This window comes from Blastopirellula marina DSM 3645, assembly GCF_000153105.1.
GTDB lineage: Bacteria > Planctomycetota > Planctomycetia > Pirellulales > Pirellulaceae > Blastopirellula > Blastopirellula marina.
Genome location: NZ_CH672376.1, coordinates 97,897 through 116,473, shown reverse-complemented (window position 1 = coordinate 116,473; position 18,577 = coordinate 97,897). Strand labels below are relative to the sequence as shown.

Below are 18,577 nucleotides of genomic sequence, written 5' to 3'. Positions count from 1 at the left end.
ATAACTCTGTGCAATTCAACTCGCTCCGATTCTGGCTAGCGCTGTTTCCGCTCTGTCTGGCGACAGAAACGGTCTGCGCACAGTACGTGCCTTGGAGCTCCAACAGCCAATCGTCCTCGAATCTTGGCGTCTCGGATCGCCAGCTTCCGTACGAAGCGGTGCAGCCGCTGCCGCCGACCGACGTCTTTCCCCAAAGCAGCCCCTTCAATACGCCGGCTGACGCGACCATGCCGATCGCGCAGACAGCTGCGGCGGTGATTCCTCCAGAACTGGACGAAATGCCGTACGACATTCAAATGGGAGAGGGGCTGCGGCTGGATGAAGACGAGATCTTTCGCACGCGGCCGATTCTCGCGACCAGCAAGCCAGGCGTCTTACAGGCGCTGACGACCGATAGCACTTGGATCGCCGGCAGCGGAGATAACATCGGCATCACCGACGTGTTGGCGACGATCACGCTTGGATTTCCGGCGCCGACCATCGACTCGCCGCTGATCGTGACGCCGGGCTACGGCATGCATTTTCTGGTCGGACCAGAATCGATTGACGCACCGGCGACGCTGTACGACGTCTACCTGACGACGCGGTGGATTCGTCCGATCAACGAACGTTGGGGGCTGATTCTCTCAGGCACCGCCGGCTACTACAGCGACTTTAAACTGCAGCAGAGCGACGCGTTTCGCCCCAGCGCGATGGCGATCGCGACCTACAATTGGACCCCCAGCTGGCAGCTTCTCGGCGGCGTCGTCTGGTTGAATCGCGACGACTTCAATATCCTGCCGATTGCCGGCGTCGTCTGGACCGGCGAGAACCGCAAACTAGAGCTGACCTTCCCACGGCCGCGCTACAGCCAGCTGTGGGACTATGGACCAGGCTATGAAGATTGGTGGTACGTCACCGGCGAACTCGGCGGCGGCACGTGGGCCGTCCAACGCAGCAACGGCGCCGGCGACCTGCTGACGCTCTCGGACTATCGAGTGATCTTTGGGATGGAACGTCGCCGTGACGGCGGCGGCAAATCGTTTATCGAATTCGGCTACGTCTTCGGTCGCGAATTAGAATACAAAGAAAATCCCTACACGCTCGACATGACCGACACCGTCATGATCCGCAGCGGCTGGTGGTTCTAAACCGCAGAGGGTCAATCAGGCCTTGGCCGAAATGCGCCGCTAACTTCAGGCGGGTTCTCTTTTCAAAAGAAGTTAGCCCAGATGGCGAAACCATCTGGGCTAACCGGCTGAGTCAGAGTCGTCAGGCCAAGGCCCGACTTACAAAAATGATTTAGTAGCGGAAGATGCAATCAACCGTCAGGCGATTCTGCAGCACGTCGCGACGTTCGGTCAGCGGGGTCTCCCACGCAAAGCCGAGTTCCATCTTGGAGTGCGGTTTGTACTTCACGCCTAGCGCTCCGGTGACGATGTCGTTGCCGGCGACTCCGACGGTTCCAAAGTTGAAGAGATCGCCCCCTTCAATCGGCGCCGTGTTGAACGCTTTGCCCGAGCTCATGTAGTGATACCAGTTGGTTTCGCCCAACAGATAGAAGTTGGTGCCGGCGATCCGATGATCGACGTGGTTGGACCAAAACCAGATCGAGCTTTCGGCCGATTTGTCGGTCGGCAGCAAAAATCCAGAGGCCGATACCCAGTGGTTGTTGCGGCCAAATTGCGTTCCGCCGGTCAGGAACAGGTCAAACATCCCGTCTCCATTCCCCTGCAACGAACGCGTACTGCCAACCGGCATTTCAAACGTAAAGCCAGCGCTCAACAATCGCTGTCGCGACGGATCTTTGTAGAGATTGTATTTCAAACCAGCCGAGACGTCGGCCCAACCATCGTCGATCAGCGGGTTGGTGGATGTCAAGAAGCCATCTTTGGTGGCGATGATCGACAAGTTCTCGGTCAATGCGGCGCGCAATTGCAGTGCGATCACGTTGACGTTGCCGCCCAGGGCGCCATTGGGCACCTGATGATGCAAATAGATAAAGCGAGCTTCGGTAAGCGTTCGCGGGTCTTCAAAGAAAACGGGATTGGTCATCGGGCTGATGAAGTCGGTGAAGCATTGATCCCCCGGCACGAGAAACCGGCTCAGCCAACCATCATGATCGCCGCAGCAACCGCAACCAGATCCCTCGCATCCGCAAGTCGGGCCGCAATCGTAAACAGCCGCGCAGCAGCCTTCTTCGATCGCCGATCCGCATTCGCAGTCAACCAGATCCGAGCAATGGCCGCCGTCGGACAACGAACCGTATTGATAGGAGACACGCGAGACGTCAACCGGTTGGGGCGCGTCGTCGATCAACAGATACTCGGCGGCGCGAAGGTCGCCTGTCATCCAGCAAGCCGCTCCTAATAGACCGGCGACACAAAGCAATCGTCTCATGGAACAGCTCCCGATTAGCAAGACTTAAGGTGAAACTTGGTTCGCACAAAAAGGCGGGGGCAGCGCCAATTCGACTTGCTGGCCTCAGAAATGGACGAAGGCCGACTTGCTTCATCATCGACGTCGCATCAACCTCCGCTGAGCTTTCACGGGAGAAGCGTCATGCCTTGCCGCATCGGGACGTTCGGAATAACGCCTTTGGTGAAAGGGCCAGTTCATCGGCGTCTTCGCTACAGCTTGCCAACAAGAGGGTCTTGCAATGACTTCCCGAACTGTCCGTGACATGCAAACTTTTTCCATACCCGCCGTTTTAGCGGTCAACCGTGGGACGCATCGCCACCCTCGAGCGTTGGCGATACAATTTTAACCATGTCTATTGAGCCGATTTTGACGACCATCCAGACGAGGCCGCTTGTATGTCCAAAGTCAAAGTCCTGGCGTTCGCCGGCAGTGCGCGACGCGAATCCTTCAACAAACAAGTGATCTCGATCGCCGCCGCCGGAGCTGAAGCGGCTGGCGCCGAAGTCACGCTGATCGATTTGGCGGATTACCCATTGCCGATCTTCGATCAAGATCTGGAAGCCAAAGGCCGTCCTGAAAACGTCAAGAAGCTGAAGCAGCTCTTCCTGCAAAACGATGCGCTGCTCCTCTCTTGCCCAGAGTACAACAGCTCGATCACGCCGCTGCTAAAGAACACGATCGACTGGGTGTCGCGGCCCGACCCCAACGAACCCCGGCTGGCCGCCTATCGCGGCAAGGTCGCCGCGCTCATGAGCGCATCGCCGGGCGCACTCGGCGGACTGCGCGGGCTGGTCCATGTTCGTTCGATCCTCAGCAACATCGGCGTCGTCGTGCTGCCCGATCAGGTTGCGGTTCCCAACGCGTCCGACGCTTTCTCCGCCGACGGATCGCTGAAAGACCTGGAACGTCACGCGGCGATCCACGCACTCGGCGAAACGCTCGTTCATTTGGCCTCTCGGCTCAAGAGTTAGCGGCGCTAGATATCCGCTATAACTCTTTCCCCTATTTCCTCTCTCGCTAGATAGATCGCCCATGTCAGATTATTCACAACAGTATGACGAACTTTGCCAAGAGATCGGCGAAGCGGCCAAGCTCGACAGCATTCAGCAACTGCTGGAATGGGACGAGCGCACGATCATGCCGCCCAAGGCAGGCGCGTATCGAGCCGAACAAGTCTCGCTGTTGGCCGGATTGATTCACGAGCGGCGCACTTCTCCGCGTGTTGGGGAACTGCTCGATTCGCTGGCCGATAGTCCTTTGGCCGCCGATCCGCACAGCGATCAAGGCGCGACGATTCGCGTGCTCGCCCGCGAATATCGCCGCGATTCAAAACTTCCGCAAGCGCTGGTTGTCGAACTGAGCAAAGCTAAAGTGCTCGCCCAGCAAAATTGGGTGCAGGCGCGCAGCTCAAACAATTTTCCGCTGTTTCGCCCCCATCTCGACAACATCTTGCGGCTGATGCGCGAAATGGCCGACACCATCGGCCACGCCGGATCGCGCTATGATGCGCTGCTCGATTACTTTGAACCAGAAGCGAAAACATCCGAAGTCGCCGCCGCGCTCTCGGCGCTGAAAGACGATCTGGCGCCGCTGGTCGCCGAGATCGCCCAGACCGGTCGCCATCCGAAAATGGAAATCTTGCAACGCGACTACCCGATCGCCGCACAGGAAGAATTCGGCAAGCGCGTCGCCAAGGATATCGGCTTTGATTTTGACGCAGGCAGACTTGACGTCACGCATCATCCCTTTTGCTGCGGCATGGGGCCGTTCGATTGCCGCATCACCACGCGCTACGACCAAAACTTCTTTCCCTCCGCGTTTTACAGCACGCTGCATGAATCGGGACATGGACTCTACGACCAAGGACTGCGAGCCGATCAATATGGCCTGCCGTCAGGCTCCTACGTTTCGCTCGGCCTGCATGAGTCGCAATCGCGGTTATGGGAGAACATGGTCGGGCGCAGCTATCCGTTTTGGCGCCACTATTTCCCTGAACTGAAGAAAACGTTCCCCGCGCTGGGGGAAACGCCGATGAGCGATTTCCACTATGCCGTCAATGATGTGCAGCCTTCGTTGATTCGGGTCGAAGCGGACGAAGCGACCTACAACCTGCATATCATTATTCGCTTTGAACTAGAGCAGGCGCTGCTCTCGGGCGATCTGCCGGTGGCCGACTTGCCTGGCGCTTGGAATGAAAAGTATCAACAGATGCTAGGCGTCGTGCCGGATGACGACGCGGATGGTTGTTTGCAAGACGTCCACTGGAGCGCCGGATTGATCGGCTACTTCCCCACCTATTCGCTCGGCAACATGTACGCCGCGCAATTGTTTGATCAAGCGGCCATCGAACTGGGAGACCTGGCCGAGATGTTCGGCCGCGGCGAGTTCATCCCGCTGCTCAATTGGCTACGCGACAAAGTTCATCGCCCGGGAAGTTGCTACACGGCGCCCCAATTGATGCACAACATCTGCGGCGAATCGATCGACCATCGCCCGTTGTTGAGGTACTTGCGAACCAAATACGCGCCGTTGTATGGGATTGGACACTAAAGAATAGCGGAGAGCGGAAAGTTGTTGGTCTGGCCTTGGCCTGACGAACTGCCCTGAGACGCAAACACTCGCCCGCTGACGCAGCGGGCGAGTGTCGCGTTGGTACTTGCTTCCTACCGTCGGCGAATTACCCTTTTCAAACTGCGCCGGGCAATTACTCTAGAAGGGATCCCCTTCACACTCCTCTTCCCCGGTATTTGCATTGCTTGAGCCCGACCTAGATTGGCGGCGCTGGGTCCAGGTTGCGGCTTTTGTCACAACTTGGGTGATCCTGCTTGCGCCGCGGGACGGGATTACGCAGCCGCCGCGCTTAGCGGCTTCGCATCCGACAGAGATTTCCGTTTCGCTCGAAACGTCGACTACTTCGCCGCAAACATCTGGGCGACCAGCTCTCGCGTCACCGGTGAGATCACTCCCCGCTCGGTGATGATCCCTGCGATCAACTCGGCCGGCGTGACGTCGAACGCCGGATTGTAAACGTTGATGCCGGCGGGCGCGGTCTGTCGACCAAAGCCGTGGGTGATTTCTTCGGCGGCTCGTTCTTCGATCGGGATCTCGTCGCCGGACTCGATCGCCATATCGAAGGTGCTGATCGGCGCCGCGATATAAAACGGGATCCCGTGCGCTTTGGCTAAGACCGCCAACGAATAGGTGCCGATCTTGTTGGCCGAGTCGCCGTTGGCCGCGATCCGATCGGCGCCGGTGACGATCGCTTCGACGCGACCTTCACGCATCACTTGGGCCGCCATCGAATCGCAAATCAGCGTCGCGCGGATCTTTCGCTGCGCTAACTCCCACGCCGTTAGTCGCGCGCCTTGCAACAGCGGCCGGGTTTCGTCGACAAAGACATGCAGATCTTTACCGTCATCTTGCAACGTAAAAAAGACGGCCAGCGCCGTCCCATAGTCGGCGGTCGCCAAACCGCCGGCATTGCAATGCGTCAGAAAGTTGGAAGCGCCGGCGAGCGCCGTTGCGCCATGCCGTCCGATGGCGCGACAGGTCTCACGATCTTCGGCATGAATCGCTTTCGCTTCTTCCAGCAACGCGATGCGAATATCGGTGATCGACGTGCCCGAGTCGCGCAGCTGATGCGCGACTCGCTTCATCCGATCCAGGGCCCAAAACAGATTGACGGCCGTCGGTCGGCTACCGGCTAGATAGTCGGTCACTTCGTCCAAGCGTTTCCAGAACGCGGCCGCGTCATCATCACCAACCGTTTGCATCCCGATCACCACGCCGTAAGCGGCGGCGATGCCGATCGCCGGCGCCCCCCGGACGCGCAGCAGCTTGATCGCTTCCCAGACGGTTTCGACGTCGCGGCAAGTGATCAAGGTCAACTCGACCGGCAGCAACGTTTGATCAATCAGATCAAGCGTGCCGTCGGTCTGACCGTGAAAGCGAATCGGTTCTACGTCGGCCGTTAGTTCGGTCTGCATCGGCTTCTCGGGGGTTACTTCGCGAGCGACTCTTGCAACTTGGCGTCTTTCGCAGCGATCTTATCAGCCAGACCCGTTTTGAACGCGGCGAACTTGGCGGCTAGGTCGGCGTCGGAGAGCGACAAAATCTGGACGGCGAACAAACCGGCGTTGCGCGGTCCGCCCATTCCCACCGCCATACTGGCGACCGGCACGTCGCCTGGCATCTGGACGGTCGACAGAAGCGAGTCGAGCCCGCCCAGTTCGGCCGTCGGCACCGGCAACCCGATCACCGGCAACGTGGTGTGCGCGGCGACAACGCCGGCCAGGTGAGCCGCACCGCCGGCTGCGGCGATCACGATCTTCAAACCACGGTCAACCGCAGTCATCGCGTATTCGCCGACGACATGCGGCGTCCGATGGGCGCTCATTACGCGAACTTCGTAACCAACCCCAAATTCGTCGAGCGCCGCGGCGACGCCTTTGATTTTAGGCCAATCGCTGTCGCTTCCCATGATGATGCCGACTTTGACGGCTGCTGTTTTATCGCTCATCGCTTGCTCTCTAACGCATCGAATATTTAGTTAAGATCAAACTTTGGACTGTAAGTCATGCCGAACGTTTTCGCAACCGGCTCATGGGTCACTTCCCCCCGGCAGATGCTCATCGCCGAAGCCAGCGGAGCGGAAAGCGAAGCCGCTTTTTCAGCGCCCAAATTGGCGATCTCCAGCGCCCACCGCAACGTGACATTACACAGAGCGAAGGTGCTGGTTCGCCCGACTGCGCCCGGCATGTTCGCGACGCAGTAGTGGACGACGTCTTCAATAATATAGGTAGGGTCGCTGTGCGTGGTCGGTTTCGTCGTTTCGACACATCCCCCCTGGTCGACGGCGACATCGATGATCACGCTGCCGGGCTTCATGATTTTCAGATCTTCGCGGGTCACCAGATTGGGCGCTTTGGCGCCGGGAATCAGCACGGCGCCGATCACCAGGTCGGCTAACCGCAATTGCTCGCGAATCACATGGCGATCGCTGTAGAGCACATTTACATTGGCGGCCATCACGTCATCCAGATAGCGAAGCCGATCCATATTGATGTCCAGAATATTGACATCGGCCTGAAAGCCGGCCGCGATCTTGGCTGCGTTGGCGCCAACGATGCCGCCGCCTAAGATGGTGATGTGCGCCGGCTTAACGCCGGGGACCCCGCCCAGCAAAATGCCGCGGCCCATCTGCGGACGCTCTAGATACTTGGCGCCTTCTTGCACGCTCATCCGTCCGGCGACTTCGCTCATCGGGGTCAGCAGCGGCAGTCGACCGGCGCTATCCCGCAACGTTTCGTAGGCGACGCAAATCGCGCCGCTGTGGAGCATCGCTTCGGTCAGTTCTAAACTGGCGGCGAAGTGAAAGTAGGTGAAGATCGTCTGGCCGGCGCGAATCAGCGGGAACTCTTCCGGCTGCGGCTCTTTGACCTTCATGATCATGTCGGCTTCGCCAAAGATTGTCGCCGCGTCCTCGACCATCACGCCGCCGCTGGCGACATAGTCTTCGTCCGGAATTCCCGAACCGTCGCCGGCGCCGACTTGCACCAACACGCGATGCCCGGCTCGGGTCAGTTCTTCAACGCCGACCGGCAAAATGGCGACACGGTATTCATCTCGTTTAACTTCGCGGGGAATTCCAACAATCACCGACTCTCTCCTCGAACGGATTGGTTATCAAAGAACCGGGGCAATCGCCTATTTTGGCGGTTTTCAGCCGCAGACGATAGAAGGCCAGCAGCTCGCCTGCGCAATTACAGGACCGATTTGCGCAAAATAGAAATCTAGCGGCCCTAAAAACGTCGTCATCTTGGGCAAAACTTGCAAATAGTCGAGCGTCATGTACAACGACCCTAGCCCGATTTGCGACTTTTCCTGCCGAGATCACCCCATGTACGTTTCAATCTGCTTCGTGCTCGCCGTTGTCACCGCTCCTGCTGATGAAGCGACTTTAAAGCTGCTGCAGCAGTTTCGTAGCGAACTGATCACGATTGCGCCGGGTGCTCCGCAGTTTCCCCAGCTCATGGCCGTGGGGCCGCCGCACAAAGTCAACTTCCAAAAGATCGCCCAGCAAGAGTTTGCGATCAGCAAGTACGAAACGACGCAGGAACTTTACGAAGCCGTAATCGGCGCCAATCCATCGCGCTGGAAAGGAAACCGCAACTCGGTTGAGATGACCTCGCTGACCGACGCGGAAACCTTCTGCGAGCAAGTAACAAAGCTGCTGCGCGAAGCGAAGTTGATCGACGCCGATCAAGTGATTCGCCTTCCCACCAATACCGAGTGGGAGTATTGCTGCCGCGCCGGTGCGGCGACCAAGTATCACTTCGGCGACGACGAGTCTGATCTGGACGACTACGCCTGGCACAGCGGCAACGCGGCCGGCAACGATCCGCCGGTCGGCGTTCTGAAGCCGAACGCGTGGGGACTGTACGACATGCACGGATATCTGGCCGAATGGACGCAAGCCGAGAAGACGGCCAACCAGAAGCCGACCGCGGCCTACGTGCGCGGCGGAAGCTGGAAATCGCCGCCCGAAGAGTGTGTGGCTGCGTCGGCACAAAAGCTCGCCGCCGCAACGGCGGATGACGCGGTCGGTTTTCGCTGCGTGTTGGCGAAAGCCGCGAAAAAGGATGGTGCGTAGCGCTCTAGCACAGGTCGCAAGCCGACGCTCTCAAGAAAAAATTCTAATTTAAAAAGACTGCGCCAACTCACTGGACTTCATGAAGAGTTTGCACATCTCTTTTGAAGACATGATGAATTTCTCGCGGTTGTTTTCCGGAAAGATTGCGAACCGATCGAACGCGCCTATACTGCGGGCTGGTTGAAATAAATCGCAGGCGAATTGCATATAATTGCGACCTTGATTCGCCTCTCGCAACGCAGTTTTCGTTAGGAATTCATGAACATCGACAAGTCCCGCCGCGGATTCACGCTGGTTGAGCTTTTGGTGGTGATCGCCATTATCGGCGTATTAATCGCATTGCTGCTGCCTGCGGTGCAAGCGGCGCGCGAAGCGGCTCGACGAATGCAATGCAGCAACAATCTCAAGCAGTTGGGCCTGGCGCTGCACAACTATCATGACACCCACCGTTCGTTGCCGGCTCGCAAGACGATCAATCGCGTGAGCGGCTATATTCCGCTGTTTCCCTTCCTGGAACAAAGCGCGCTTTACGATCGCATCGCGACCGGCGACCCAGCCAACGGGATTGCACCTTTCCCCGACGCGCTCAGCACTTGGTCCGGGTATGACGGCTTCCCCGATTCGCTCCGCTGCCCATCCGATCCCGGCGGCGACCTGACCGGCGCGCGCGAAGCACGCTTGGTGAACTATGCGTTCAACAAAGGGGATGACATGACCGAAACGAATGACGGCTCGACGTCGACGGCGCCGTTGGCGACGCGCTCACGCGGTCCGTTCAGCTATCTTCGTTGGGTTCGTCTGGCGGAAGTTACGGATGGACTGAGCAATACGCTGGCAATGAGCGAACGCCTGCGTCAGCCCTACTCCAACCCAACCACCACCGCTAGCTCGACCGATCATCGCCGCTGCATGGCCGTCGTATCTGGACTTCGCAACAATCCCTCATTGGCGTTGACCACGACCGACGGGCGTTACTTTGTGGAAGGTCTTTCGGCCAACTGCCGTTTTGGTTCGTGGGGCACGCGCGGTCACGTCCATTTCGTCGGGTTTAACGCCGTCTTGGCGCCCAATGCTCCGAACGCGCGCGACGGCGAATACGGCGTCTTCTCGCCCAGCAGCGAACATCCCGGCGGCGTCAACGCGGTGCTGCTGGATGGATCGGTACGGTTTCTTGCCGACACCATCGATACCGGAGACACCAGCGAAACGCGTAGTCATGGATTTTCGGGACCCAGTCCGTATGGCGTTTTCGGTTCGCTCGGCTCGATTTCTGGCGGCGAAGTCATCGCCAGCAACTAGCTTCGCACGCTGCGACTTCCCCTTGCTTCCGCATTCGATGAAGGAATCGAACCATGTACATCGAAAAATCGCCGCGCCCCGCCCCTTGGTCGCCGCTCGCGTGGGTCTGTCTGGCGACAATACCTTGGGCGGCGGTTGGATGTTTTAGCGAACCATCTCGCTATCCTCCCACCGTTCCCGTCACCGGCGTCGTCACCCACAATGGCGAACCGCTTGCGGACGCAATGCTGATGTTCCAGGGAGTCGACAAAGAACATGGCGCCGTCGCACGTACCGACGCAACCGGCAACTTTCGTTTGACGACCTATGTGGCTGGCGACGGCGCCGAAGTAGGCTCCTACGAAGTGGCGGTTGTCAAATATGAAGCCGCGCCAACAGACCTGCCTGACGGCGTTTCGCCGCCTCTCAAAAGTCTCCTGCCGGTGCGCTATAGCAAAGCCAAAACGTCGGGACTGACGGCGACGATTGGCCCCGAGGGAAATGCCCTTACCTTCGATTTGCAATAGCGTCGAAGACGGGGTCTACTAGAATATTCTCTCCTGCCGCCCACCTATCTCGCCTACCTGATTCGATCTCGCATGTCGCAAAATCCTGTTGTCGCTTCGTCCCTTCCCCGTCGGCGATTTTTGCAGAGCGCTGCAGTGTTGGCCGGAGTGAGTTGCGTTGGCAAGTCGCTGCTCGCCGAAAGTCGGATCGAACCGCCGTTTGCGAACGTCACCTGCACCGGCCGCTATCCGGGCCATTTGCAAGGGATTTGCGTCGACGACCGCGGTCACATCTTTTGGCCCTTCACCGACCAACTAGTCAAGACCGACGCTACGGGACAGATCGTAAAAAAAGTTCCGGTCGCTAGTCACCACGGCGATCTTTGTTTCGCTGACGGCAAGATCTACGTCGCGGTGAACCTGGGCAAGTTCAATCAACCGGCTGGAGCAGCCGACTCTTGGGCGTATGTCTATGACGCCGAGACGCTGCGAGAGTTGGATCGCGTCGCAACTCCAGAAGTTGTCCACGGCGCCGGCGGCATGAGCTCTCGTGCGGGCCACTTCTACGTGATCGGGGGATTGCCGCCGGGGATCGAAGAAAACTACGCCTACCAATACGACGCGGAACTGAAATTTGTCCAGCGCCATGTAATCGATAGCGGCTACTCGCTGATGGGAATTCAAACGGCCAACTTTCATGACAACCATTGGTGGTTCGGTTGCTATGGCAAACCAGCCGAGTTGATCAAGACCGACGCCGATTTCAAAATGCTCGGTCGCTGGAACTACAACTGTTCGTTGGGCGTCGTGGGCATCGCACCCGGCAAGTTCTTGATCGGACGCAACTCGCGAGACAAAGCAGGCCACGAAGGCTACGTCGTACCGGCGGTTCCAGATGAAAAGTCGGGACTGCGCGACGTCGTTTGATCTCAGCCGCGAAAGCTTAAAACTCCGCCGCCGGCTTCACCGTTGTGAAGTGATCCAAGATCTGGCCCAGCTTCAGGATCATGCCGACCGCGATCGCCAACAATCCTGCCGCCGGCATGCTGCCGGTCAGAAACAGGACGATCCCGCCGATGATCGCGATGTTCGCTAGGTAGTTCGCTCGGGAGAGGACGCCGAAAAAGAGGGTCGCCAATTGCAGCGCCAGATAGGCGACCGTCATCAGCAAGCTCCAGCGGAAAGCCAAACCGAGCGCGCCATGTTCGGAAGAACTAATCGACGCGAAGCGGCTCGCCGCGATATCATCCCACTTGTCGATCGTTTCACCACGTAGTTGCAGCGCGAACTCCCGGGTACCAATGACAAGCGAGCGGGCTTCGTCGACCGCAATTTGCAGCGCAGCCGCTGGAGCAACCTGATAGGCGGCGGTCGCTTCGCCCCACGAGGTCTCACGCAATTGATGGGCGATCGGTACGGCGAATCCTAATGCGGTCAGTCCTACGATGACGACCAAGTGTTTGACTAATAACATTGCCTCAGTTTCCTATCGAAGGTTGAGGCGTCATGCCGCATTGTGCGTAGAACATCGTTTCCACGCGTTGTTGTTCGCGGACCGACTTAAGGCAATTGCCGCGCCAGTCGCCGAAAACTGGGCAGACGGCCGATTGGCTCCCTATCTAGGAGGAGATTGCCGGTTATTCAAATAAGCGGACAGCGGTGACAAAGAATTTGTTGTCAGATCGGCAGCAGAGTTTCTCAGAATGAGACGCCGCCAGGGGGGTTAGAACCAGGGATTCGCCAAGATATGCCTGGCGGAGGCCAAGACGATGGAAATGCCGACGATTACCATCATCAAGTCCCACAGCGAAAATCCACCGCGGGGCGGAACGCTATTCTTCAGCAGATATTGTTGCCATTGGTATTCGAGATAGATCAGGCGAGCGACGATTATCACCGTCACGATCGGATAGAGCGCAGGCACATTGCCGCCTGCGATATTCAGCCAGATTATCCCCAAAACCAGCGGCAAGATCCAAGTGATCGATTGGTAATCTCGACAGAAAACGCTGCGATAGAGCAGGACAACAACGACCACCAGCAAAATGGGAACCGAGATGATCGGGATGATGCTTTCGCCCCATAGCAGGTACCGGCGGAGGCAGGCGCCGATGTGAAATCCAACGTACGCCAAGGAGGAGATTTGAAATACCACCGTCCAAAAGACCAGCTCGCGCGAAGGCCGATGCTGAGGCGCTTCGTCTATCTCGTCCATGTCCATGCCGCTACCGTTGTCATGATCACCACCGAGACGACCGTGAGCGCCAGGTCCAAGCGACGAAACTGCAACTGCGGCGCGATATCCTCTTGTTTTAACACGCTGTACCAACACGAGTTAAGATGCCCCACTCGCAGCGCCACCCCAAACACGACCAGCAAAATCACCGTCGCCGTCTCGGAATAGAAGGTGGCCGCTAACATGCCGAAAAAGGCGCCGATACTGACAATGCACAGACAAACAGTCATCGCCGCGGCCGCCAGGCGAAAACGGCAGAAAACGCTCAGATAGAGCATCGCCGCCGGCGCCGACAATACCAGGATCGCCAGCACGGTATCGACCCACGAATCGGGGTCAGAGAGTTCCCCCCAAAATTCGCTGACGGCGATCCCGATGATCAGACCGATTACCCCCATCGCGGCCACAATCGCTAGGCAGGCCCAGAAGGCCAATTCGGGGGGCGGCCGGCGTTCAATTCGATCCCCGCTGGCGCGCTCAAAAGAGGTCATAAATTCCACAGAATCGAGGCCCGTCTGTCGCGCGAAAAAGTCGCGTCGCAAACCATTGTATCATAGTAGGTTGCGACAGAGCAAAACCCGCGTACCCTGCTAGTTGACCGTATGAAATTCTGATAAAATCCAGGCACAGAAATTCCATCTTGGCGGCCTAATTCGGCCGCCGTACTTCGCGCCGCCTGCCAAAGTGCTTCTTGCTTTGGCGCCGCTCTGAAGTTTCCACGGAAAGGATCGTCGCTTGTCTACTGACGGAACCACGCCAGAGAACCCGGAAGAAGGAAGACCAACCGACCTCACCACCTTCATCGAGATGTCGATCGAAGATGAGTTGAAGGAAAGTTATCTGACCTACGCGATGAGCGTCATCGTCAGCCGTGCGCTGCCCGATGTACGTGACGGGTTGAAGCCTTCGCAGCGCCGTATCTTGGTCGCTATGAATGACTTAAACCTGACGCCGGGCTCCGGCCGGGTGAAATGCGCCAAGATCTCTGGCGATACCAGCGGTAACTATCACCCGCACGGCGAAAGCGTGATTTATCCCACGCTCGTCCGGATGGCCCAAGAGTGGAACACTCGCTACCTGTTGGTGGACAAACAGGGGAACTTTGGTTCGATCGCCGGTTTGCCTCCGGCTGCGATGCGGTATACCGAAGCCCGCATGTCCCCTTACGCGCAGATGCTGCTTGAGGATCTGCGGCTCGATACGGTCGACTATATCCCGACCTACGACGAACGGAACACCGAACCGACCGTGTTGCCGAGCAAGTATCCCAACTTGCTGGTCAACGGATCGCAAGGAATCGCGGTCGGGATGGCGACGTCGATTCCTCCCCACAATCTGGGCGAGGTCTGTCGGGCGGTCGTCAAAGTGATTGAAGAACCGACCGTTCCGATCGAAGAACTGCTGCAGATCATTCCTGGTCCCGACTTTCCGACCGGCGGCATCATCTGCGGCCGCTCCGGCGTGCGTCGCGGCTATCTGACCGGCCGCAGCACGATTCTGGTCCGCTCGCACACGACGATCGACAATGTAAAAGGGCGCAACCGGATCGTCATTCATGACATTCCGTATCAGCAAACGCGCGACCGCGTGGAAGAGCGCATCGCCGCAGCCGCCAACGAAGGACGCATCGTCGGCATTAGCGGAGTGCGGAACGAAAGCGATCTGAAAGAACCGGTTCGCTTGGTGCTTGAGCTGAAGCGTGACGCCGATCCGGATATCGTGCTGAATCAGCTGTTTCAGTTCACGCCGATTCAAGACACGTTCTCGATCATCATGCTGGCGCTGGTCGACGGCAAGCCGCGGACGCTGACGATTCGCGACTTGATCGACGAGTTCATTCGCCATCGCGTGATCGTGATCCGCCGCCGGACGCAATTTCTGCTCTCGCGGGCGCGGCAGCGCAAGCATACCGTCGAAGGTTTGCTGCTGGCGCTGGCCGACATCGACGAGATCATCCGCATCATTCGTTCTTCCAGCACGCAAGCCGAAGCGAAAACGCGCTTGATGGGGATCGAATCGCCGGCCTCGATGCTGGCTCGCGCCCTGGGCGAAGAAGGGTTCGAGCTGTTCCAGCAGGAACGGGGAGTCGCCGACGTCTACACGTTGACCGGCGTCCAGGCCGACGCGATCTTGCGGATGACGCTGGGTCAGTTGGTCAATCTCGAGCAAGAGCGTCTCTCGGGCGAACATGCTCAGCTGTTGGCCGAGATTCGCGAGTATCTCCGGATTTTGTCCGACGAACGCAACATCCGCGAAATCATCCGCGATCAGATGCTGGAGATCGAAGCGAAATTCGGCGACAAGCGGCGGACCGAGATCTCGCTGGAAGAACTGGGTTACATCGACCTGGAAGACCTGATCGAAGAAGAGACGATGGTCGTCTCGATCAGTCACAGCGGCTATATCAAGCGCACGCCGGCCACTACCTACAAGGCGCAGCGTCGCGGCGGCAAAGGAATCAAAGGCGCCAAGAGCGAAGACGCCGATCCGATTCAACATCTGTTTGTCGCCAGCACGCACGCCTACTTGCTCTTCTTCACGACGAAGGGAAAAGTCTACTGGCAAAAGGTGTACGATCTGCCGCAACTATCGCGCGAAAGCCGCGGCCGCGCGATCGTCAACTTGCTGCAGCTGGAAGAAGGGGAACGGATCGCCGATTGTCGTGCGGTGCGAGACTTCGACGTCGAAGATCACTACCTAGTGATGGCGACCCGCAAAGGGCTGGTCAAAAAGACGAAGCTGGAAGCGTACAGCCGTCCGATGAAAAAGGGCATCATCGCGATCAAACTGCGCGAAGATGACGAGCTGGTCGATGTCGTCGTGACGCAGCCCGGCGACGAGCTGGTCCTTTCGACCTCCAAAGGCATGGCGATTCGCTTCTGCGAAAGCGACGCTCGACCGATGGGGCGTAATTCCAGCGGCGTGAAGGGAATCAAGTTGGACGCCGATGACGAGCTGGTCGGCATGGTCGTCGCGGATCCTGACGCCCAGTTGTTGACCGTCTGCGAGCATGGTCACGGCAAACGGACCTACTTTGGCCCGAATCAAACTCGCGCCGACAACGCGCCGCCGAGCGACGAATCGGCCAATGAAGACGATTCTGCTGCGGAAGAAGAACCCGTGGTCGAAGACGAAGCGTCAGGTGACGATGACGAACTCTCGTCCGGCGCCAAGTATCGCACGCAGCGTCGCGGCGGCAAAGGTTTACGCGATATCAAAACGACGGCCCGCAACGGCCGCGTGGTCTCGATCGTCCGCGTGGATGATGAAGACGAAGTGCTGATGATGACCGCCCGCGGCAAGATCCAACGGGTCTCGGCCGCCGAAATCAGCATCGTCGGTCGCAACACGCAAGGGGTTCGGATCATGTCGCTCGACAAAGACGATTCGCTCGCCGCAGTCGTCCGCGTGCCGAAAGACGACAGTGTCGATGACGAGCTGGAATCGAGCGAAGAGCCCTCCACTCCGCCCGCCGATGGCGGAGCGCCCGTCGTCGAACCGGCTCCGCCGGAAGTGACCGACGTCGACAGCAATTCGACCGCTGAAGAAGATTCGCCGGAGACGGGTGACGAATAAATGACGCGAAGCAAACGCGCACTGATTACAGGCATCACCGGCCAGGATGGCGCGTACCTGGCCGAACTGTTGCTCGAGAAGGGATACGAAGTCCACGGCATGGTTCGCCGCAGCAGCAGTGAAAGATTCGAGAGAATCGAGCCGCTGTTGGATCGAATCCAATTGCATGAAGGGGATCTGATTGATCAGTTGTCGCTGGTTCGACTGCTCGAAAAGATCAAGCCGACGGAAGTGTACAACTTGGCGGCGCAAAGTTTCGTGCCGACCAGCTTTTCGCAACCGCTGCTGACCGGCGAAGTGACCGCACTGGGCGCTACGCGGATGTTGGAAGCGATTCGCGTGGTTGATTCGCAGATTCGCTTTTATCAGGCGTCAAGCAGCGAAATGTTCGGCAAAGTGCCGACCGAGCCGCAAGATGAATCGACTCCCTTCTGGCCGCGCAGCCCGTATGGAGTCGCCAAGGTCTACGCCCACTGGATCACGGTTAACTACCGCGAGAGCTACGATATCTACGCCGTGAGCGGCATCCTTTTCAATCATGAGTCGCCGCTGCGCGGGACGGCGTTTGTGACTCGCAAAATCACAGACGCGGTTGCGCGAATCAAGCATGGCCTGCTCGATAAGTTGCGACTGGGCAATCTTGACGCTGAGCGCGACTGGGGCTTCGCCGGCGATTTTGTCGAAGCGATGTACTTGATGATGCAGCAAGATTCGCCGCGTGATTACGTCATCGCGACGGGGCAAAAACATACGGTTCGGCAATTTGTCGAATTGGCGTTTGACCGCGCGGGACTTGATTGGGAAGATTATGTGGAGCTGGACCCCGCATTCCTTCGTCCGGCCGAAGTCAACACGTTGTGCGGCGACGCTTCTAAAGCGAAGCAAGAGCTAGGCTGGAAGCCGAAGGTTAATTTCCAACAACTTGTAAACATGATGGTCGACGCAGATCTACATCGCGTCGAACGCATGAAGGATGGACTACTGCCGTGAGAGTTCTCATCACAGGTGCGGCCGGATTTGGTGGATATCATCTGGTCGAACATTCGCTCGCCGCCGGCGACGATGTGATGGGAGTCGTACGCGGATCGACCTCTTCGCTGATGGGCAGCGCCACGATCGTCCACTGGGACATCTGCCAATCGATGAGCGGCGAAGCGGAAGACGCGATACAACAGTTTCAGCCAGAGGTGATCTATCATCTCGCCGCGATCAGTCGCCCCGATTTGTGCGGCTCTGATTTTCCCAATGAAGAAGCGGTCCATACCAATGTCGATGGCGCCCGCCGCGTGTTGGAGTTGGCCGCTTCGCTGCCAACCAAACCCAAAGTCGTGCTGGTCAGCAGCTCGCACGTCTATGGAGTCGTCGACCAGCAGAACCCGGTTGTCAGCGAGTCAACGATCCCGCTTCCTGCTCGTGGTTACGGCCGATCCAAGCTCGCCGCCGAGCAAGTTGCGTTGACGCAGTCGGACGTGCCGGTCGTCATCGCACGCGCGTTCAACCATACCGGTCCAGGGCAGACCCCCAACTATATCGTGCCGGAGTGGTGCAAACGTTTGTCGTCCGCTTTCGACGTGATCGAAGTCGAATCGCTGAATGTCAGCTTTGATCTGAGCGACGTCCGCGACATCGTTCGCGGCTACCGCTTGCTCGCCGAAAAAGGAAAAGATCGAAAGATCTACAACATCGGCAGCGGCCAACCGACCCGCACCGGCGATCTGATGGAGATGATCTGTCAACTGTCAGGCCGTCGGCCCGAGGTCCACGAACGCGATCCCAAAATCCGCTCCGAAGCGATCGCCGACAACTCGGCGATCCGCGAACTGGGCTATGCCCCTCAGTTTTCGCTGCAGCGATCCATCGCCGACGTCTGGGCCGAATGGGCGTAGCGTCCGATACCCTCTCGGCGGCGTTCAACGCCTAGCCAAGGTT

The 18,577-nt window shown here is 58.3% G+C and carries 17 protein-coding genes; 10 read left to right on the top strand and 7 right to left on the bottom strand.

The annotated features are described in order from the left end of the window. Positions 1-8 precede the first annotated feature (8 nt). Positions 9-1,130: a DUF6268 family outer membrane beta-barrel protein gene (locus tag DSM3645_RS02090; protein ID WP_002650342.1), complete on the top strand. Its 1,122-nt coding sequence runs from the start codon at positions 9-11 to the stop codon at positions 1,128-1,130. A gap of 151 nt (positions 1,131-1,281) precedes the next feature. Here the strand turns inward: DSM3645_RS02090 and DSM3645_RS02085 are convergent, their stop codons facing one another. Continuing rightward, complete coding sequence (locus DSM3645_RS02085; protein ID WP_131282118.1) at positions 1,282-2,379, bottom strand: hypothetical protein; 1,098 nt, start codon at positions 2,377-2,379, stop codon at positions 1,282-1,284. Positions 2,380-2,795: 416 nt separating this feature from the next. Between DSM3645_RS02085 and DSM3645_RS02080 the strand changes: the two genes are divergently transcribed. Together DSM3645_RS02080 and DSM3645_RS02075 are read left to right on the top strand one after the other, a co-directional pair. Continuing rightward, positions 2,796-3,371 (top strand): NADPH-dependent FMN reductase, encoded by a 576-nt coding sequence (locus DSM3645_RS02080; protein ID WP_002650340.1) that lies wholly within the window; start codon positions 2,796-2,798, stop codon positions 3,369-3,371. Positions 3,372-3,432: 61 nt separating this feature from the next. Continuing rightward, positions 3,433-4,950: a carboxypeptidase M32 gene (locus tag DSM3645_RS02075; RefSeq protein ID WP_002650339.1), complete on the top strand. Its 1,518-nt coding sequence runs from the start codon at positions 3,433-3,435 to the stop codon at positions 4,948-4,950. 359 nt (positions 4,951-5,309) lie between these two features. Here the strand turns inward: DSM3645_RS02075 and mtnA are convergent, their stop codons facing one another. From mtnA to ald, 3 genes are read right to left on the bottom strand one after another with little or no spacing between them, the layout of a single operon-like run. After that, positions 5,310-6,386 carry an S-methyl-5-thioribose-1-phosphate isomerase gene (gene mtnA / locus DSM3645_RS02070; protein ID WP_002650338.1) on the bottom strand — a complete coding sequence of 359 codons (1,077 nt, stop codon included), beginning with the start codon at positions 6,384-6,386 and terminating at the stop codon, positions 5,310-5,312. A 14-nt stretch (positions 6,387-6,400) separates the two neighbouring features. Next, a complete protein-coding gene (purE, locus tag DSM3645_RS02065) occupies positions 6,401-6,919 on the bottom strand; it encodes a 5-(carboxyamino)imidazole ribonucleotide mutase (RefSeq protein ID WP_002650337.1) in 519 nt (172 codons plus the stop codon). 26 nt (positions 6,920-6,945) lie between these two features. Further along, complete coding sequence (ald, locus tag DSM3645_RS02060; protein WP_002650336.1) at positions 6,946-8,058, bottom strand: alanine dehydrogenase; 1,113 nt, start codon at positions 8,056-8,058, stop codon at positions 6,946-6,948. Between the two features lie 241 nt (positions 8,059-8,299). Between ald and DSM3645_RS02055 the strand changes: the two genes are divergently transcribed. The 4 genes from DSM3645_RS02055 to DSM3645_RS02035 all read left to right on the top strand — a co-directional run bounded on the left by DSM3645_RS02055 (position 8,300) and on the right by DSM3645_RS02035 (position 11,763). Next, positions 8,300-9,052 (top strand): formylglycine-generating enzyme family protein, encoded by a 753-nt coding sequence (locus DSM3645_RS02055; RefSeq protein ID WP_002650334.1) that lies wholly within the window; start codon positions 8,300-8,302, stop codon positions 9,050-9,052. 258 nt (positions 9,053-9,310) lie between these two features. Further along, positions 9,311-10,351 carry a DUF1559 domain-containing protein gene (locus DSM3645_RS02045; protein ID WP_002650332.1) on the top strand — a complete coding sequence of 347 codons (1,041 nt, stop codon included), beginning with the start codon at positions 9,311-9,313 and terminating at the stop codon, positions 10,349-10,351. A gap of 53 nt (positions 10,352-10,404) precedes the next feature. After that, positions 10,405-10,857 carry a carboxypeptidase-like regulatory domain-containing protein gene (locus DSM3645_RS27545; protein WP_002650331.1) on the top strand — a complete coding sequence of 151 codons (453 nt, stop codon included), beginning with the start codon at positions 10,405-10,407 and terminating at the stop codon, positions 10,855-10,857. Between the two features lie 72 nt (positions 10,858-10,929). Next, positions 10,930-11,763 (top strand): hypothetical protein, encoded by an 834-nt coding sequence (locus DSM3645_RS02035; RefSeq protein WP_002650330.1) that lies wholly within the window; start codon positions 10,930-10,932, stop codon positions 11,761-11,763. Positions 11,764-11,779: 16 nt separating this feature from the next. On the opposite strand, the gene DSM3645_RS02030 is transcribed toward DSM3645_RS02035, so the two are convergent. The 3 genes from DSM3645_RS02030 to DSM3645_RS02020 all read right to left on the bottom strand — a co-directional run bounded on the left by DSM3645_RS02030 (position 11,780) and on the right by DSM3645_RS02020 (position 13,563). Continuing rightward, positions 11,780-12,310: a hypothetical protein gene (locus tag DSM3645_RS02030; RefSeq protein ID WP_002650329.1), complete on the bottom strand. Its 531-nt coding sequence runs from the start codon at positions 12,308-12,310 to the stop codon at positions 11,780-11,782. A gap of 249 nt (positions 12,311-12,559) precedes the next feature. Further along, positions 12,560-13,051, bottom strand: a complete 492-nt coding sequence (locus DSM3645_RS02025) for a hypothetical protein (protein WP_002650328.1) — start codon at positions 13,049-13,051, stop codon at positions 12,560-12,562. Beyond that, positions 13,039-13,563, bottom strand: a complete 525-nt coding sequence (locus DSM3645_RS02020) for a hypothetical protein (protein WP_131282115.1) — start codon at positions 13,561-13,563, stop codon at positions 13,039-13,041. The genes DSM3645_RS02025 and DSM3645_RS02020 overlap by 13 nt, the downstream gene beginning before the upstream one ends. A 316-nt stretch (positions 13,564-13,879) precedes the next feature. Between DSM3645_RS02020 and gyrA the strand changes: the two genes are divergently transcribed. Genes gyrA through DSM3645_RS02005 form a run of 3 tightly spaced genes read left to right on the top strand, consistent with a single transcriptional unit; the run spans position 13,880 to position 18,534 of the window. Next, entirely contained in the window at positions 13,880-16,648 is a 2,769-nt protein-coding gene (gyrA, locus tag DSM3645_RS02015) for a DNA gyrase subunit A (protein WP_002650326.1), read from the top strand. Continuing rightward, positions 16,649-17,638: a GDP-mannose 4,6-dehydratase gene (gene gmd / locus DSM3645_RS02010; RefSeq protein WP_002650325.1), complete on the top strand. Its 990-nt coding sequence runs from the start codon at positions 16,649-16,651 to the stop codon at positions 17,636-17,638. It begins immediately after the preceding gene. Next, entirely contained in the window at positions 17,635-18,534 is a 900-nt protein-coding gene (locus DSM3645_RS02005) for an NAD-dependent epimerase/dehydratase family protein (protein ID WP_002650324.1), read from the top strand. Before gmd ends, DSM3645_RS02005 begins: the two co-directional genes overlap by 4 nt. The last annotated feature ends 43 nt before the right edge of the window (positions 18,535-18,577 follow it).

Excerpts from the sequence above, each read along its gene's own strand:
- DSM3645_RS02030 (WP_002650329.1), bottom strand. The coding sequence starts at position 12,310 with ATGTTATTAGTCAAACACTTGGTCGTCATCGTAGGACTGACCGCATTA.
- DSM3645_RS02025 (WP_002650328.1), bottom strand. The coding sequence starts at position 13,051 with ATGGACGAGATAGACGAAGCGCCTCAGCATCGGCCTTCGCGCGAGCTG.
- gmd (WP_002650325.1), top strand. The coding sequence starts at position 16,649 with ATGACGCGAAGCAAACGCGCACTGATTACAGGCATCACCGGCCAGGAT.
- DSM3645_RS02045 (WP_002650332.1), top strand. The coding sequence starts at position 9,311 with ATGAACATCGACAAGTCCCGCCGCGGATTCACGCTGGTTGAGCTTTTG.
- mtnA (WP_002650338.1), bottom strand. The coding sequence starts at position 6,386 with ATGCAGACCGAACTAACGGCCGACGTAGAACCGATTCGCTTTCACGGT.
- DSM3645_RS02035 (WP_002650330.1), top strand. The coding sequence starts at position 10,930 with ATGTCGCAAAATCCTGTTGTCGCTTCGTCCCTTCCCCGTCGGCGATTT.
- DSM3645_RS02020 (WP_131282115.1), bottom strand. The coding sequence starts at position 13,563 with ATGACCTCTTTTGAGCGCGCCAGCGGGGATCGAATTGAACGCCGGCCG.
- DSM3645_RS02080 (WP_002650340.1), top strand. The coding sequence starts at position 2,796 with ATGTCCAAAGTCAAAGTCCTGGCGTTCGCCGGCAGTGCGCGACGCGAA.
- DSM3645_RS02075 (WP_002650339.1), top strand. The coding sequence starts at position 3,433 with ATGTCAGATTATTCACAACAGTATGACGAACTTTGCCAAGAGATCGGC.
- gyrA (WP_002650326.1), top strand. The coding sequence starts at position 13,880 with ATGTCGATCGAAGATGAGTTGAAGGAAAGTTATCTGACCTACGCGATG.
- purE (WP_002650337.1), bottom strand. The coding sequence starts at position 6,919 with ATGAGCGATAAAACAGCAGCCGTCAAAGTCGGCATCATCATGGGAAGC.
- DSM3645_RS27545 (WP_002650331.1), top strand. The coding sequence starts at position 10,405 with ATGTACATCGAAAAATCGCCGCGCCCCGCCCCTTGGTCGCCGCTCGCG.
- DSM3645_RS02085 (WP_131282118.1), bottom strand. The coding sequence starts at position 2,379 with ATGAGACGATTGCTTTGTGTCGCCGGTCTATTAGGAGCGGCTTGCTGG.
- DSM3645_RS02055 (WP_002650334.1), top strand. The coding sequence starts at position 8,300 with ATGTACGTTTCAATCTGCTTCGTGCTCGCCGTTGTCACCGCTCCTGCT.